Source organism: Streptomyces sp. KLMMK (assembly GCF_036961605.1).
In the GTDB taxonomy this organism is placed as follows: Bacteria; Actinomycetota; Actinomycetes; order Streptomycetales; family Streptomycetaceae; genus Streptomyces; species Streptomyces telluris.
The window spans coordinates 1-13,987 of sequence record NZ_JBAMDC010000157.1; the positions used below are offsets into that span (position 1 = coordinate 1).

Genomic DNA, 13,987 nt, shown 5'->3' on the forward strand with positions numbered 1-13,987 from the left:
CGGTCCCGGGCGGCGCCCCGTGCCGTGCGTTAGTGTGTGGGCTCGTCGGGCAGCCGACGCAGGGCGACGGGTACGCGCACGCGCACGCCGTCGTGCCTTCCGTGCCGGAATCACGCGGTGCGGACGCAGGAAATGCCCGCCGCGGGGCTGGACCCGCGACAGGCAAGCCGAAGAGTTGGCTCCACGGGGCGTACTGGTGATACGCCCCGCGGGTCAGCCCCTGCCGGTCATCACCAGGGCCAGAGCGGTGAGGGCCGTCAGCAGCTCCACCCAAGGCGTCACTGCTCGGGCCGCGCTGCGGACCAGGTTCCAGTCGACCGGCGCTTTCGGCCTTCTGTGCTGCACCATGTGTGCGCCTCTCCTCGGACCAGGAGACCCGCCGGCCGGCGAGACCCTATGAGGGCCCTCGGGTGTGGCAGCGCAACCGGCCCCTCCCGAGACCCCTGGGTGAGGCCCCGACGGGACGGGCTGACCCGAGGTCAGCGCTGGTACTGCACAATGTAACTTTATGGGCGTAACACCTTAATGCGTGGTATTTGGCTGATGAACGTCGGCGAGTCCCTTCCCACGCAAGGGCCGCCGACGTGGCCGCCGACGTGGCCGTCGGCGCCGGCTCACCCGCTGCTCAGGGGGTCGTCGACGGGATCCTCCGGGAGTCGGGGGCGAGCGCCGACGAGGGTGACCGCTTCGGCGCCGGCCCGGCAGCCCCGGCGTGCGGCCTCGGCCGGATCACGGCCCGCCAGGCGGGCGGCGAGGAAGGCTCCGGTGAAGGCGTCGCCCGCACCCGTGGTGTCCACGGCGGTGGCGGCCTCGGCCGGCACACGGGCGACGACTGCGCCGGAGGCGGCGACCAGCGCGCCCCGGGAGCCCTGCGTGGAGACCACGAGAGGGAAGTGCCGGCTCAGCTTGGCCGCCGCGTCGGCCGGATCCGGCAGACCGGTGAGGAGCGCGGCTTCGTCGTGGTTGGGCAGGAAGGTGTCCGCCCCCGCGACGGCCGCGAGGAAGCGGTCCACGCCGAAGCGGGCGATGAAACCGGCGGAGGCCGGGTCGACGCTCACCGGCACGGAGCGGGCGCGGGCCGCCTCCATCGCCAGCCGGGCGGCCGTACGGCTCGGGTCGGCGAAGAAGAGATAGCCGGAGACGTGCAGATGGCCGACGCCGGCCAGGAGGCCGTCACTCCAGTCGGCGGCCGAAAGGCGCAGCACCGCGCCGCTGTCGGTGAGGAACGTCCGCTCGCCGTCCGGGCCGACGAGGGAGATGACCGTGCCGGTGGGCGTCTCGGGGTCGACCACCAGGTGCGGGCGGACGCCCGCCGCGCGGAGCGCACGCTCGTGCTCCTCCGCCGCATCCGCGCCCACGCGGGCCAGGATGCGTACGTCACGGACGCCCGAGCGGGCGGCCCAGCAGGCCACGTTGGCGCCTGCGCCGCCCGGGAGCGTGGCGATGCGGGCCGCGGTGTCCGTCGCGGAAGCCAGCGGCGTGCGGTGCCGGGCGACGATGTCGGTCACCACGTCACCCACGACGAGCAGCGTCGCGCTGCCGGCGCCGCTCATGCGGCGTACGCCGTCGCGATCTCGGCCGCCAGCCGCACGTTGCCCCGCACCGCGGCCACGTTGGCCTCCAAGGACGCGCCGTCGGTGTGCCGGACGAGATAGTCGAGGAGGAACGGAGTGACCGCCTGTCCGGTGACCCCCTCACTCGCACACGCTGCCAGTGCCTGCGCCAGCACCCGGTCGTGCAGGACCGGGTCGAGCTGCTCCGCCGCGGGGACCGGATTCGCGACGATCAGGGCCGAGGGCGGGCCGCCGAGCGCGTCCTGAGCGCGCAGCACACCGGCCACCTCCGCCGCGCAGCCGGCCGTCCAGTCGACCGGCTCGCCGGAGCTGCTGAGGTAGAAGCCCGGGAACTCCATCGTCCGGAAGCCCAGCACGCCGACACCCAGCGTCTCCAGGCGCTGCAAGGTCGCCGGCACGTCCAGGACCGACTTCACCCCTGCGCAGACGACCGCGATCCGTACCCTCGCCAGCAGGCGCAAGTCCGCGGACTCGTCCTGGGTCTGCGCCCACTCGCGATGGACGCCGCCGAGGCCGCCCGTCGCGAAGACGCGGATCCCGGCCCGGGCCGCGAGGAAGGCGGTCGCGGACACCGTCGTCGCCCCGCTCGCCCCCGCCGCGACCGCCGGGGCCAGATCGCGGTGCCCCAGCTTGCGGATCCCGCTCTCGCCCGCCACGCGCGCCAATTGGTCCTTGTCCAGCCCGACATGGGGCCGCCCGTCCAGCACCGCCACCGTCGCGGGGACGGCTCCTCCGGCCCGTACGAGCCCCTCCAGCTCCTCCGCCACGTGCAGGTTCCGTGGCCTGGGCAGGCCGTGCGCGATGATCGTCGATTCGAGGGCGACAACCGGCCGGCCCCGGTCCAGCGCCTCGCGCACCTCGTCCGAGACGGCCAACGGGCGCCGCCCCGACGCCTTGGACGCAGCTGCCTTGGATGCACCTGACGCATCTGCAGTCGTCGGCACCTCTGACTCCTTTGACATCGCAGGCCCCTCCCGTCGCGCCGAGCACGGCGCTGCTCACCGGATCCTCGATGCACAGAGCTGTTCCCCGAGACGCGCGACCGGAAGCCTCCGCCGGCGAGGAGCGTGCCGGCACGCGGCTCAGGAGATCGCCGTTCTCGCGGGCCGCTACCCCAGCGGCGGCACCGACGGCCGCCCGGCCGTACCGCGGTCTTCACCAGCGCCGCCGACAGCCTCGTCCCCGACGGCACCGGCAAGGTCGTCGACGTGTTCCTGCGCCGCCTCGACTGAGCCGCGCGGCGGGGCCGGAACCCCTACGGCCCGGGCAGCGTCTTCCCGCCAACTTGCAGGCGCCCCATCCGGCGTCTGCCGTTTCCCGGCGAACGGCTATAGCGTGCGGCCTTGCCCGGCCCCGCCCCGCCCGGCCCGGCTCCGGCCCCGGCGCGGGCATCGGGCCGAGGGCAGGCACGGCATGTACGACTCATGATCCAGGCACTTCTCTCGTACGAGGAAGGGGACACATGAAGTCGCGCTATCGCCTCCTGGGACTCGTGGCGGCCGCCGCGGCCACGCTGCTCACCTCCGGCATCACCGGAGCCTCCGCCGCCGGACCGGACACCGAGCCCGGAACGGACGGTGCCCTCGCCTACGGCTGGATCCGCAACGGCAACAGCGCCCACTGCCTGGCCGTACCCGGCGGCAGCACCGAGAACGGCATCGGGCTCATCCAATGGGGCTGCGGCAGCTGGCGGGACCACTACTGGCAGTTCGAGTACGCGTTCAACAACGGAGGCCGCAACTACTACCGCATAAGAAATCTCAACAGCCAGCAGTGCCTGGCCGTGCCGGGCGCCAGCACCACGCCGGGCACCCAGGTCATCCAGTGGCCGTGCGGCACCTGGGCGGACCACTACTGGGGCATCGACGCCACCGGCAGCGGCACGCGCCTGGTGAACTGGAACAGCGGCCAGTGCCTCGCCATCCCCGGCGCCAGCCGCGTACAGGGCGAGAAGGCCATTCAGTGGCCGTGCGGCACGTGGGCGGACCACTACTGGAACATCTAGCGGTCCGTACCCGGCCCCGTACCCGGCCCTCGCACCCGGGCCGTACCGGGTCGTCACCGGGTACGTACCCGCGCTGCATGCTCGATGCCGTGCCCGGCGGGGTTCGCCCCCGCCGGGCACGGCCCGTTCATCCGCCGGCAGGGAGCGCCGGAATAACGGTTGGGAACCTTCCGGCTTTGCGGCTAGATTTGCGCGGTTGATTCATTCCATGAGGAAAAGGCTCTATGCGCAAGCTCACGCGGGGTGCGGTTTCCGCCGCACTCACGATCGGCGTCCTGTCCGGCTGCTCGTCGGGCGCCGAGAAGGGTGGCGACACCACCCGGGAGTCCACGGCCCCGGCCGAAACGGCGGCGAAGGCCGAGAAGGCCGGGAAGGCCGAAAAGAACACCGGCAAGCCGGACGCGAAGAAGGTCACCCTGATCGGCCCCGCCGGCTCGGCCTGCGAGCTCCCGGTCTCCTTCGAACTGGCCAAGGCATGGAAGCCTTCGGGCCTCTCCGTCGAGGACGGAAAGCTCCTCGCCAAGATCTCCGGGCACGCGGCATTCAGGGGCGCCTGCGAACTCGATGCCAAGCCCGCGGGCAATATCGGCTTCATGCGGGTCTGGACCACGGACCGGACCGACTCCTCGGCACGCCAGACGCTGGAGGGGTACATGGCCGAGGAGAAGAACGTCTCCGAGCAGAAGTTCAGCGACCTCAAGGCCGGTGACCTTCCCGCCTCGGAAGTGGTCTACACGCAGAAGAGCGCCCTTACGGACGAGCCGAGACAGCAGCGGGCCCTCGCCGTGAAGACCCCGAAGGGCGTGACCATCGTGCACCTGGGCGGGCTCGACACCGAGGAGCACAAGGAGATGCTCCCGGCCTACGAACTGGCCAAGAAGAGCATGACCCCCACCACCTGAGGCCGGCTGACCGCGGCGACTCGAAACCCCTTGAAAGGGTTCCGGGTCGCCGCTGAACGGCCACAGCAGTGAAATGCGTTCGACCGGGACAGCAACGTGAAGAGATCATGGGTGAATGCCGACGATCTCATCACCAGCCCAGGACTTGCAGGATCTCGCCGCTTTCTGGAGCCTCGGCGAAGTCCGCGCGCCCGAGGTCGTCGACGCGGCCTGTGACGCCCTCCTGGCCGGACTCGACAGTCCCGCATTGCGGAGGCTGGCCGCCTGCACCCGCGCCGAGGCGGACTACGACGCCCCCGAGCTCCTGCCCACGGCACTGAGCGAGCTGGGCCTTACCTTCTACCCCCGCGGCAGTGACGCCGGCCGGGAAGCCGTCGCCCACTCGCTCCTCCGCCGGATGCTGGCGGGAGAGATGACACCGCAGGAGCTCGCCTTCCGGATCCACCAGCAGTTCGGTCACGACCTGCTTTTGACGGAAAGGATCGCCGCGTTCCACGACGAGTACGACATCCTCGAATACGGCGACAAAACGGAGGAAGAAGTCGACGCCGAAGTCCTGGCCGAAGCCCATCGCCTGACGGAGCAGTCACGTACGTAGCCCGTAGGCGGCGGCCGTACCGAATTCAGTCGAACCGGATGTGCTTGACGCCTGTCCACGCGCGGCGCAGGTGGCCCTGCAGGGCCCGGTCCGTGTTCGGTGTGAGGGGCAGTCCGGCCGAGGCGGCGATGTGGTCGGCGGCCTGGGGGACGGTGATCCGGTCGGTCCATACGTGTTCCGCGAACTCGGGCTTGCGCAGGCGTTCCAAGCACAGGTCGAGCTTCGAGACGGCGAAGCTCTCCCTGCGCAGGGGTGCGTCCTTTCCTGCGACGACCCGCACGACGTGCCCGAAGTTCCGCTCGCGGAGTCGCTTCAGGACGGTTCGCCGGTCGGCGAGAAGGGCGAAGTGCCGGACGTCGTGACCGCGTTCCCGTAGCCGGCCGATGACTTCCTGGAAGTAGTCCGGTTCCACGAGCGTCATGGGGACGATCACGGTGCCGTCGTACTCGGTCGCGGCCAGGTCCAGCATGTCGTACACGCTCTGCCTCCAGGCGGGGAGGTCCTGGAAGTCGCCGCGCAGTGCCGGGGGCAGCATCCGGTGCAAGCCGAAACCAACGTGCTCGGGGTCGCAGACGATGCTGCCCGGAAGCCGTCGCCGGATCTCGTGCGCGGTCTGCGTCTTGCCGCCGCCGAACGGTCCGTTGATCCACAGAAGCATGTGCAGACACTACGCCGACTGCCGGCACCGGGAGGCCGGCAGTCGTACGTGTGCAAGGCGGCTGTGAGCGGCCATGAGGGCGCGTACCCCATGGCCGGAAGCGGCCGGAAGCCGCCCGAGGCGTCGGTCAGACGCCGACGTAGTCCGCGAGGTGTTCGCCGGTGAGGGTGGAGCGGGCGGTGACGAGGTCGGCGGGGGTGCCCTCGAAGACGATCCGGCCGCCGTCGTGGCCGGCGCCGGGGCCGAGGTCGATGATCCAGTCGGCGTGTGCCATGACCGCCGGGTGGTGTTCGACGACGATGACCGACTTGCCGGAGTCGACGAGCCGGTCGAGCAGGCCGAGGAGCTGTTCGACGTCGGCGAGGTGCAGGCCGGTGGTCGGCTCGTCGAGGATGTAGACGCCGCCCTTGTCCGCCATGTGGGTCGCGAGCCTGAGGCGCTGCCGTTCGCCGCCGGACAGTGTGGTGAGCGGCTGGCCGAGGGTGAGGTAGCCGAGGCCGACGTCGGCGAGCCGGGTGAGGATCTTGTGCGCGGCCGGGATGCGCGCCTCGCCGTCGGCGAAGAAGTCCTCGGCCTCGGCCACCGGCATCGCCAGCACCTCGCTGATGTCGCGGCCGCCGAGGTGGTAGTCGAGGACCGAGGCGTCGAACCGCTTGCCCTGGCAGTCCTCGCAGGTGGTGGCGACGCCGGCCATCATCGCCAGGTCGGTGTAGATGACGCCGGCGCCGTTGCACGTGGGGCAGGCGCCCTCGGAGTTGGCGCTGAACAGGGCCGGCTTGACGCCGTTGGCCTTTGCGAACGCCTTGCGGACCGGGTCGAGGAGCCCGGTGTAGGTGGCCGGGTTGCTGCGCCGGGAGCCGCGGATCGCGCCCTGGCCGACCGAGATGACGCCCTCGTCGGCGGGGATCGATCCGGGCACGAGCGAGCTCTTGCCGGAGCCCGCGACGCCGGTGACGACGGTCAGCACGCCGAGCGGGATGTCGACGTCCACGTTTCGCAGGTTGTGCTCCGTCGCGCCGCGGACCGGAAGCTTCCCGGTGGGCCTGCGCACCGTCTCCTTGAGGCCGGCCCGGTCGTCGAGGTGGCGGCCGGTGACGGTGCCGCCCGCCCGCAGCCCCTCCACCGTGCCCTCGAAGCAGACCGTGCCGCCGCCCGTACCGGCACCGGGCCCGAGGTCGACGACGTGGTCGGCGATCGCGATCGCCTGCGGCTTGTGCTCCACGACGAGCACCGTGTTGCCCTTGTCCCGCAGCCGCAGCAGCAGGTCGTTCATCCGGCTGATGTCATGGGGGTGCAGGCCCGTGGTGGGCTCGTCGAAGACGTACGTGACGTCGGTGAGCGAGGAACCGAGGTGGCGGATCATCTTGACGCGCTGCGCCTCACCGCCCGACAGCGTGCCCGAGGGCCGGTCGAGCGAGAGGTAGCCCAGACCGATCTCGGTGAACGAGTCGAGGGTCTGCTGCAGCGCGGTGAGCAGCGGTGCCACCGACGGCTCCTTGAGGCGGCGGACCCACTCGGCCAGGTCCCTGATCTCCATCGCGCAGGCGTCGGCGATGCTGATCTTCTTGATCTTCGAGGACCGGGCCCCCTCGCTGAGCCGGGTGCCGTCGCACTCGGGGCAGGTGGCGAACGTCGTCGCCCGCTCGACGAACGCCCGGATGTGCGGCTGCAGCGCGTCGATGTCCTTGGACAGCATCGACTTCTGGATCTTCGGGATCAGCCCCTCGTACGTCAGGTTGATGCCGTCGACCTTGATCTTGGTCGGCTCCTTGTGGAGGAGGTCGTGCAGCTCCCGCTTGGTGTACTTGCGGATCGGCTTGTCCGGGTCGAAGAAGCCGCAGCCGGTGAAGATGCGGCCGTACCATCCGTCCATGCTGTAGCCGGGGATCGTGAGCGCGCCCTCGCTGAGGGACTTGGAGTCGTCGTAGAGCTGGGTGAGGTCGATGTCCGAGACCGCGCCCCGGCCCTCGCAGCGCGGGCACATGCCGCCGGTGCGCTCGTAGGTCGCCTTCACCGCCTTCTTGGTACCGCGCTCGACCGTGATCGCGCCGCTCGCCCGGACCGAGGCGGTGTTGAAGGAGTACGCGCTGGGCGGGCCGATGTGCGGTTTCCCGAGCCGGCTGAAGAGGATGCGCAGCATCGCGTGGGCGTCGGTGACGGTGCCGACGGTGGAGCGGGGATCGGCCCCCAGCCGCTGCTGGTCGACGATGATCGCGGTCGTCAGCCCGTCCAGCACGTCCACCTCGGGCCGTGCCAGCGTGGGCATGAAGCCCTGAACGAAGGCGCTGTAGGTCTCGTTGATCAGCCGCTGCGACTCCGCGGCGATCGTGTCGAACACCAGCGAGCTCTTGCCCGAACCGGAGACGCCCGTGAACACCGTCAGCCGGCGCTTGGGGATCTCGATGCTGACGTCCTTGAGGTTGTTCACGCGCGCGCCGTGCACACGGATCAGATCGTGGCTGTCGGCAGTGTGCGGCGCAGGCGACTTCGTGTTCGCCTTCGTCTTCTTGGCCGTGCTCGTCTTGGCCGTGCTCATCGGGTTTCGTATCTCCATCGGTTACGCAGGGCCGTCTTCGCGGCCGGGCCTCGGTCGTCGGCGGGGGCAGCGCCCGGCTCGCGGGCGCGGGGCTCACTGCCTGCGAGGCTGGGTGAAGCGCAGCATGTTGCCGGAGGGATCGCGGAAGGCGCAGTCGCGGACGCCGTACGGCTGGTCGACCGGCTCCTGCAGCACCTCGCCGCCCGCGGCGCGGACGCGCTCGAAGGTGGCGTCGCAGTCGTCGGTGTGGAAGATGACGCCGCGCAGCTGGCCCTTGGCCAGCAGTTCCGCCATGGCCTGCTTGTCGGCGGCCGAGGCGTTCGGGTCCGCGAGGGGCGGTTCGAGAACGATGTTCACGTCGGGCTGCGACGGCGCGCCGACGGTCACCCAGCGCATCCCCTCGAACCCGACGTCGTTGCGCACCTCCAGGCCGAGCACGTCCCGGTAGAAGGCGAGCGCCTTGTCGTGGTCGTCGACGGCGATGAAGCACGAGGAAAGCTTGATGTCCATGCGTTTTACGCTACGGGCGGGGGTCGGGTTTCGCTTCTCCATTTCTGACCGGTCGCGTGCGGATCTTGGCGATGCAGGGCGGGATGGAGGCGCCGTCGTCATGGCGGCGGGCCCGGTACGCGCTCGGGCTCTCGCCCACCAGCTCGGTGAACCGTGAGCTGAACGACCCCAGCGACGTACAGCCGACCTCGAAGCAGACCTCCGTGACCGTCAGGTCACCCCGCCGCAGCAGCGCCTTCGCCCGCTCGATCCGGCGCGTCATCAGGTAGCTGTACGGCGTCTCCCCGAAGGCGGCGCGGAAGCTGCGGGAGAAGTGGCCCGTCGACATCAGGGCGGTGCGCGCCAGCGCCGGCACGTCGAGCGGCTTCGCGTAGTCGCGGTCCATCAGGTCGCGGGCCCGGCGCAGCCGGACGAGGTCCTCCAAGTTCACGCGACCAGGATCCCATCCCACGGGGCCGGGCGCCGATGTGCCCGGCCTCCGGGCTCCGGCCCCCGGCCTCCGGCCCGTACGGGCGCGGGGAACTAGCCCTCGGGGTAGAAGACGAACAGCGTGCAGCCGGTCGTCGTCTGCGGTACGTGTGAGGAGCCCGCGGGGGCGTGGATGAACGAGCCGGCCGGATAGTCGCGGTCGCCGTCGTTGAAGGTCCCGGAGATCACGTAGACCTCCTCGGGGCCCGGCTCGTGGAGATCCACTCCCTCCCAGCACGCGTGGGGGTCCAGCTCCACCACGAGGGCCTTCGCGCCGTGGTCGCCGCTCCACAGCGGGCGCAGGCGGATGCCGGGGAAGAGCTCGTGAACGGGAGCGTCCTGCACGGCCGACCACGTATAGGCGGAGGCGGAAGAGAGGGCGGCGGAAGAGGGGGCGGAAGAGGGTGCGGCGGCGGAGGTGCTCTGTTCTGTTGCCATGGGGAAAGCCTGGCCGACCGTGGTCGCCGCGCCGAGTGTCAAGAATGACATGCTGCGGTACTTTCCTGCCATGCACACGCACCTGCATCGCGTAGTGGCCCTCGTCCACTCCCCGCAGTCGACCTTCCAGCTCGCCTGCGCGGCCGACGTCTTCGGGACCGAGCGCCGAGGACTGCCCACCCGCTACACGTTCGGCGTCTGCGCGGAGACCCCGGGCCCCGTCCCCACGAGCGCCGGGTACGACATGGTCGTGACCGACGGGCTGGACGCGCTCGACCGGGCGGACACCGTGATCGTCCCGGGGTGGCTCCCCACCGACGAGCAGCCTTCGCCCGCAGTGCTCCGTGCCGTGCGCCGCGCTCACGCCCGCGGGGCGCGAGTCGTCAGCATCTGCTCCGGGGCCTTCGTCGTGGCACACGCGGGGCTGCTGGACGGTCGGGAGGCCACCACGCACTGGGCGCTGGCGCAGGAGTTCGCCCTGCGCTTCCCGGCGGTCGGGCTCGCCGCGGACGTGCTCTACGTGGATCACGGTGACGTGGCCACCAGCGCGGGTTCCGGGGCCGGGATCGACCTGTGCCTGCACCTGGTCCGCACCGACCACGGCGCCCGCTACGCAGCGGATGTCGCACGGAGCATGGTCATGCCGCCCCACCGCGAGGGCGGGCAGCTGCAGTATGCGGCGCCGCCGCACCCCTTGCAGATGGAGGGCACGCTTGCGCCCGTGCTGGAGTGGGCCACCGGCAGACTCGGCGAACCACTGGCCCTCGACGACCTCGCCGCGCACGCGGGCGTCTCGGCGCGCACCCTGGCCCGGAGGTTCACGGATCAGCTCGGCACCAGCCCCGGGCAGTGGCTGCTGTCCCAGCGGATCACGGCGGCCCGGGAGCTGCTGGAGTCCTCGGACCTCCCGCTGGACGCCGTCGCCCGCCGCGTCGGCCTCTCCTCGGCCACCAACCTCCGCAGGCGCTTCCTCAGCGCCCTGGGCACGACCCCCGGCGCCTATCGCCGTGCGTTCCGGGCCGGGCAGCGGTAGCACCCCTGGGACCCGTCTGATCCGTCTGACCCGTCTGATCCGTCGGACCGGTTGGATCTGTTCCGTGTGACAACTCTTGTGCCGGCACCGGACCGAGGGTTTCCTCATTGCCGCAACTCGCCGACCGAGAGGACTCCCCGTGTACTTACGCCGCGCCCGTTCCAGACAGGCCCGCCGCCCCGCGCGCACCATACTCGCCGGCACGATCCTCAGTACCTTGGCGGCACTTACGAGCGCCGCCCCCGTACAGGCCGCGGATCCGGCCCCGGCCGCGGCCGTGGCTCCGCCTTCGACACCGGCCCCGCCCGCCGGCCCGTCCGTGGCGGTCGCGCTCGGGGACAGCTTCATCTCCGGCGAGGGCGGCCGCTGGCTCGGCAACACCGACCGCTACGACAAGGGCCGCAACGGCACCGACCGGGCCTGGACCGGTACGGCGTACGACCCCGGGCGCGTCTACGGCGCGACCGCGGCGGTCGGCGGCTGCCACCGCTCGGACGTCGCGGAGATCCTCACCGCGCCCCTGCCCGTGGCCGAACGCATCAACCTCGCCTGCTCCGGCGCCGAGACGCAGCACGTCCTGAGCGCCGCACGGGGCGGACTGCCCCTCAACGGAGAGGCACCGCAGGCCGACCGGCTCGCACAGATCGCCCGCACCAAGAAGGTCACGCTCGTCACCCTCTCCATCGGCGGGAACGACCTCGGATTCGGCACCATCATCGGCGACTGCGCCTACGACTGGGCGTTCAGCCGCCTGTGCTGGAAGAAGCAGGCCGCGGAGGCCGACCGTAAGCTGCCCGCCGTCCAGGCGAAGGTGTCCGCGGTCGTGGACGACGTCCGGGCCACGATGGCGGCCGCCGGTTACGGCGACGGCGACTACCGGCTCGTCCTGCAGTCGTACCCGTCGCCCCTCCCCGGAGGCGAGGAGTTCCGCCTGCGCGAAGGCGACCCGAACCGCCTGCGCAGGGACGGCTGTCCCTTCAACGACCGGGACGCCTCCTGGGCCCGCTACACCCTCGTCCCCCGGCTGTCCGCCGTGATCGGTGACGTCGCCGCGTCCCGGGGCGCGGACTTCCTCGACCTCAAGGACACGATGGCGGGACACGAGGTCTGCGCCCTCGGCACCACCCAGGTGGGAGCCACCGGCCCCGACGCCCGTCAGCACGAGTGGTTCCGCTTCCTCGACTACGCAAACACCCAGGGGACGCTGGAGGAATCCATGCACCCCAACGCCTTCGGGCAGCGGGCGCTGGGTGCCTGCCTGGGCCTCGTGGCGGCGGCCCGGCCCGGCCGGTACGGATGCGTCGCGGACTACCTCGGCGACGGCTCGCCGACCGCCATGCGCATCCGCCCGGCGGACCGGACGGGGCGCTGACCGGGCACTGACCGGGCACTGACCGGGCATTGAACGGGCATTGAACGGGCATTGAACGGGCATTGAACGGGTGTTGAGCGGGTGCTTCAGACGCCCGTGGCGGCGAATGGGCCGCCGGAGCCGAAGGCCAGGGCGGCGAAGCGTTCGCCGATGCGGCGGTGTGCCGCGGCATCCGGGTGGAGCTGGTCGGGCAGCGGCAGTTCGGCGAAGTCCGCCTCGCCGTAGAGCTCGCGGCCGTCGAGGTAGTGCAGGTGCGGATCGTCGGCCGCCCGCTGCTCCACCAGGCGTGCCAGCTCGTCCCGGATGACGTTGAGGGTCAGCTTTCCGGCGGCGCGTTCCGCGGGGTCGCCCGCGGCCCGGAACTGCAGCTTCCCCTCGCTGATCCTGCTGAAGTCCGGGGCGCTGGGACCGGGGGTGTCCTCGTGGATGGGGCACAGGACGGGGGAGACGACCAGGAGCGGAGTGGTGGGATGGCCCTCGCGGACGGTGTCGAGGAAGCCGTGTACCGCCGGGCCGAAGGCGCGCAGGCGCATCAGGTCGGTGTTGACGAGATTGATGCCGATCTTGATGCTGATCAGGTCCGCGGGGGTGTCGCGCAGTGCACGGGCGGTGAACGGGTCGAGCAGCGCGCTGCCGCCCAGCCCCAGGTTGGTGAGTTCCACGCCGCCGAGGGAAGCGGCCAGCGCGGGCCAGGTCGTGCTGGGGCTTGCGGCATCCGAGCCGTGACTGATCGAACTGCCGTGGTGCAGCCACTTCTTGCGGTCCCCGTCGGGCAGGGGCTCGACGGGAGCGTCCGTGCGCAGGGCGACCAGCTGGGTGATCTCGTTGTACGGCAGCCAGATCTCGACGTCCTTGACGCGGTCGGGCAGGCCGGCGAACCGGACGGTGCCGACCGGGCCGGGACGGGTTTCCGCGGACCCGGTGGCCATGTCCACCATCAGGACGTTGCCGCCGGTCACGCTCGCCCGCCCGGCCGGGCTGCCGTCGACGAACAGGTCGTAGACGCCGTCGGGGCGGGGCGGGGCGCCCTGGTAGACGTTCTTGGTGCGGAGGGCGTCCAGCTCGATGACCCCGGCCCGCGTGCGGAACACCAGCCGCACGCCGGAGGGCTGGGCCTCCGCCATGGCCAGCCGGCCGTCGGCGCACTGCGCCCGGGCCCGGGCCGGCAGCCGGTGCGGCAGTACCCCGTGTTCGGTGTACTCCAGGTCCAGGGCGCCGCGCAGGAGGTCCGCGGTGACGGGCGTGGTGACGGGTGGTGCCGTCCAGTCCGTCGCCGGGGTTGCGTCAGGGGTGTCGGGGGTGTCGCGGGTGTCGTCGAGCCGGTCGTTCATGGGTGCATTCTGCGGGCCGGATGCGTGGAATGCCCAATCATTATCCGTTCACCGGGTTTCCGGACGCCGGACGCCCCCGCCGCGCGCTCATCGTGATGTGCTCACGCAATTTTCCGCCCATCGGAGGAATCTGGTGGGAACGGGAGTTGGAGCCGTCGAAGGGCGTGCAGGCTGTTCCGCGTGACGGGGCGGCGGAGAACACGGTATGCGGTGATGCTGGCCACGGCTGCTGCGCTGGCGATGACGGGCGAGGCGGCGGCCGACGACGGGGGTGCGAGCGTCGCCACGGGCAACACGTCGGTGAACGCCGTCCTGCACCGCCTGCCGAGCCTGCTGCCACCGCATCCGCCGTCGCACGTCGCCGTGAACGCACTGGGCGGCAACGCCCGAGCGGAAGTGACCGACAACGGCCAGGGGTGCCTGGACATCACTGCGCACGTGCTCACCGTGGACGCAGAGGTGTGGCTGAAGTGCCGCAACGCCAGACCGCCCGCCCCGGCGCCGCCCGCCCCGGCTCCTCCTGCCCCCGCCCCTCCGGCTCCTCCCGCGCCCGCCCCTCCGG

General features: G+C 71.4%; 16 protein-coding genes. 7 read left to right on the plus strand and 9 right to left on the minus strand.

The features are described 5' to 3' along the window. Window positions 1-213: 213 nt before the first annotated feature. The 3 genes from V7793_RS21395 to V7793_RS21405 all read right to left on the minus strand — a co-directional run bounded on the left by V7793_RS21395 (window position 214) and on the right by V7793_RS21405 (window position 2,449). A complete protein-coding gene (locus tag V7793_RS21395) occupies window positions 214-348 on the minus strand; it encodes a hypothetical protein (protein ID WP_275477360.1) in 135 nt (44 codons plus the stop codon). A gap of 266 nt (window positions 349-614) precedes the next feature. Further along, a complete protein-coding gene (locus V7793_RS21400) occupies window positions 615-1,553 on the minus strand; it encodes a carbohydrate kinase family protein (protein ID WP_336008895.1) in 939 nt (312 codons plus the stop codon). Next, on the minus strand, window positions 1,550-2,449 hold the full coding sequence (locus V7793_RS21405) for a pseudouridine-5'-phosphate glycosidase (protein ID WP_336008897.1): 900 nt from the start codon (window positions 2,447-2,449) through the stop codon (window positions 1,550-1,552). The genes V7793_RS21400 and V7793_RS21405 overlap by 4 nt, the downstream gene beginning before the upstream one ends. Before the next feature lie 192 nt (window positions 2,450-2,641). Here V7793_RS21405 and V7793_RS21410 point away from each other — a divergent pair, with 192 nt between their 5' ends. The 4 genes from V7793_RS21410 (at window position 2,642) to V7793_RS21425 (ending at window position 5,079) form a co-directional block, all read left to right on the plus strand. Continuing rightward, window positions 2,642-2,806: a hypothetical protein gene (locus tag V7793_RS21410; protein WP_336008898.1), complete on the plus strand. Its 165-nt coding sequence runs from the start codon at window positions 2,642-2,644 to the stop codon at window positions 2,804-2,806. A 230-nt stretch (window positions 2,807-3,036) separates the two neighbouring features. After that, a complete protein-coding gene (locus V7793_RS21415) occupies window positions 3,037-3,579 on the plus strand; it encodes an RICIN domain-containing protein (protein ID WP_336008899.1) in 543 nt (180 codons plus the stop codon). Window positions 3,580-3,803: 224 nt separating this feature from the next. After that, window positions 3,804-4,481 carry a lipoprotein gene (locus V7793_RS21420; protein ID WP_336008901.1) on the plus strand — a complete coding sequence of 226 codons (678 nt, stop codon included), beginning with the start codon at window positions 3,804-3,806 and terminating at the stop codon, window positions 4,479-4,481. 115 nt (window positions 4,482-4,596) lie between these two features. Continuing rightward, entirely contained in the window at window positions 4,597-5,079 is a 483-nt protein-coding gene (locus V7793_RS21425) for a hypothetical protein (RefSeq protein WP_336008903.1), read from the plus strand. A 25-nt stretch (window positions 5,080-5,104) separates the two neighbouring features. On the opposite strand, the gene V7793_RS21430 is transcribed toward V7793_RS21425, so the two are convergent. The 5 genes from V7793_RS21430 to V7793_RS21450 form a co-directional block, all read right to left on the minus strand. Continuing rightward, a complete protein-coding gene (locus tag V7793_RS21430; protein WP_336008905.1) occupies window positions 5,105-5,737 on the minus strand; it encodes an AAA family ATPase in 633 nt (210 codons plus the stop codon). Window positions 5,738-5,864: 127 nt separating this feature from the next. Further along, on the minus strand, window positions 5,865-8,273 hold the full coding sequence (locus V7793_RS21435) for an excinuclease ABC subunit UvrA (protein ID WP_336008907.1): 2,409 nt from the start codon (window positions 8,271-8,273) through the stop codon (window positions 5,865-5,867). A gap of 93 nt (window positions 8,274-8,366) precedes the next feature. Beyond that, entirely contained in the window at window positions 8,367-8,783 is a 417-nt protein-coding gene (locus V7793_RS21440; protein ID WP_336008909.1) for a VOC family protein, read from the minus strand. A 10-nt stretch (window positions 8,784-8,793) separates the two neighbouring features. Then, window positions 8,794-9,213, minus strand: coding sequence for a helix-turn-helix transcriptional regulator (locus V7793_RS21445; RefSeq protein ID WP_336008911.1), 420 nt, complete (start codon window positions 9,211-9,213; stop codon window positions 8,794-8,796). Window positions 9,214-9,305: 92 nt separating this feature from the next. Next, a complete protein-coding gene (locus tag V7793_RS21450) occupies window positions 9,306-9,596 on the minus strand; it encodes a cupin domain-containing protein (RefSeq protein WP_336008921.1) in 291 nt (96 codons plus the stop codon). 163 nt (window positions 9,597-9,759) lie between these two features. Here V7793_RS21450 and V7793_RS21455 point away from each other — a divergent pair, with 163 nt between their 5' ends. Next, complete coding sequence (locus V7793_RS21455; protein WP_336008913.1) at window positions 9,760-10,722, plus strand: helix-turn-helix domain-containing protein; 963 nt, start codon at window positions 9,760-9,762, stop codon at window positions 10,720-10,722. Window positions 10,723-10,939: 217 nt separating this feature from the next. After that, entirely contained in the window at window positions 10,940-12,094 is a 1,155-nt protein-coding gene (locus tag V7793_RS21460; RefSeq protein WP_336008915.1) for a GDSL-type esterase/lipase family protein, read from the plus strand. A gap of 86 nt (window positions 12,095-12,180) precedes the next feature. On the opposite strand, the gene V7793_RS21465 is transcribed toward V7793_RS21460, so the two are convergent. Next, a complete protein-coding gene (locus V7793_RS21465) occupies window positions 12,181-13,425 on the minus strand; it encodes a GDSL-type esterase/lipase family protein (RefSeq protein ID WP_336008917.1) in 1,245 nt (414 codons plus the stop codon). 213 nt (window positions 13,426-13,638) lie between these two features. On the opposite strand from V7793_RS21465, the gene V7793_RS21470 reads away from it, so the two are divergent. Further along, the coding region (locus V7793_RS21470; protein ID WP_336008919.1) for a hypothetical protein at window positions 13,639-13,987 on the plus strand (349 nt) is incomplete at its 3' end.

Bases quoted from the DNA above. Each gene is read 5' to 3' on its own strand.
- V7793_RS21395 (WP_275477360.1), bottom strand. From the start codon at position 348: ATGGTGCAGCACAGAAGGCCGAAAGCGCCGGTCGACTGGAACCTGGTC.
- V7793_RS21400 (WP_336008895.1), bottom strand. From the start codon at position 1,553: ATGAGCGGCGCCGGCAGCGCGACGCTGCTCGTCGTGGGTGACGTGGTG.
- V7793_RS21415 (WP_336008899.1), top strand. From the start codon at position 3,037: ATGAAGTCGCGCTATCGCCTCCTGGGACTCGTGGCGGCCGCCGCGGCC.
- V7793_RS21420 (WP_336008901.1), top strand. From the start codon at position 3,804: ATGCGCAAGCTCACGCGGGGTGCGGTTTCCGCCGCACTCACGATCGGC.
- V7793_RS21425 (WP_336008903.1), top strand. From the start codon at position 4,597: ATGCCGACGATCTCATCACCAGCCCAGGACTTGCAGGATCTCGCCGCT.
- V7793_RS21430 (WP_336008905.1), bottom strand. From the start codon at position 5,737: ATGCTTCTGTGGATCAACGGACCGTTCGGCGGCGGCAAGACGCAGACC.
- V7793_RS21435 (WP_336008907.1), bottom strand. From the start codon at position 8,273: ATGAGCACGGCCAAGACGAGCACGGCCAAGAAGACGAAGGCGAACACG.
- V7793_RS21440 (WP_336008909.1), bottom strand. From the start codon at position 8,783: ATGGACATCAAGCTTTCCTCGTGCTTCATCGCCGTCGACGACCACGAC.
- V7793_RS21455 (WP_336008913.1), top strand. From the start codon at position 9,760: ATGCACACGCACCTGCATCGCGTAGTGGCCCTCGTCCACTCCCCGCAG.
- V7793_RS21465 (WP_336008917.1), bottom strand. From the start codon at position 13,425: ATGAACGACCGGCTCGACGACACCCGCGACACCCCCGACACCCCTGAC.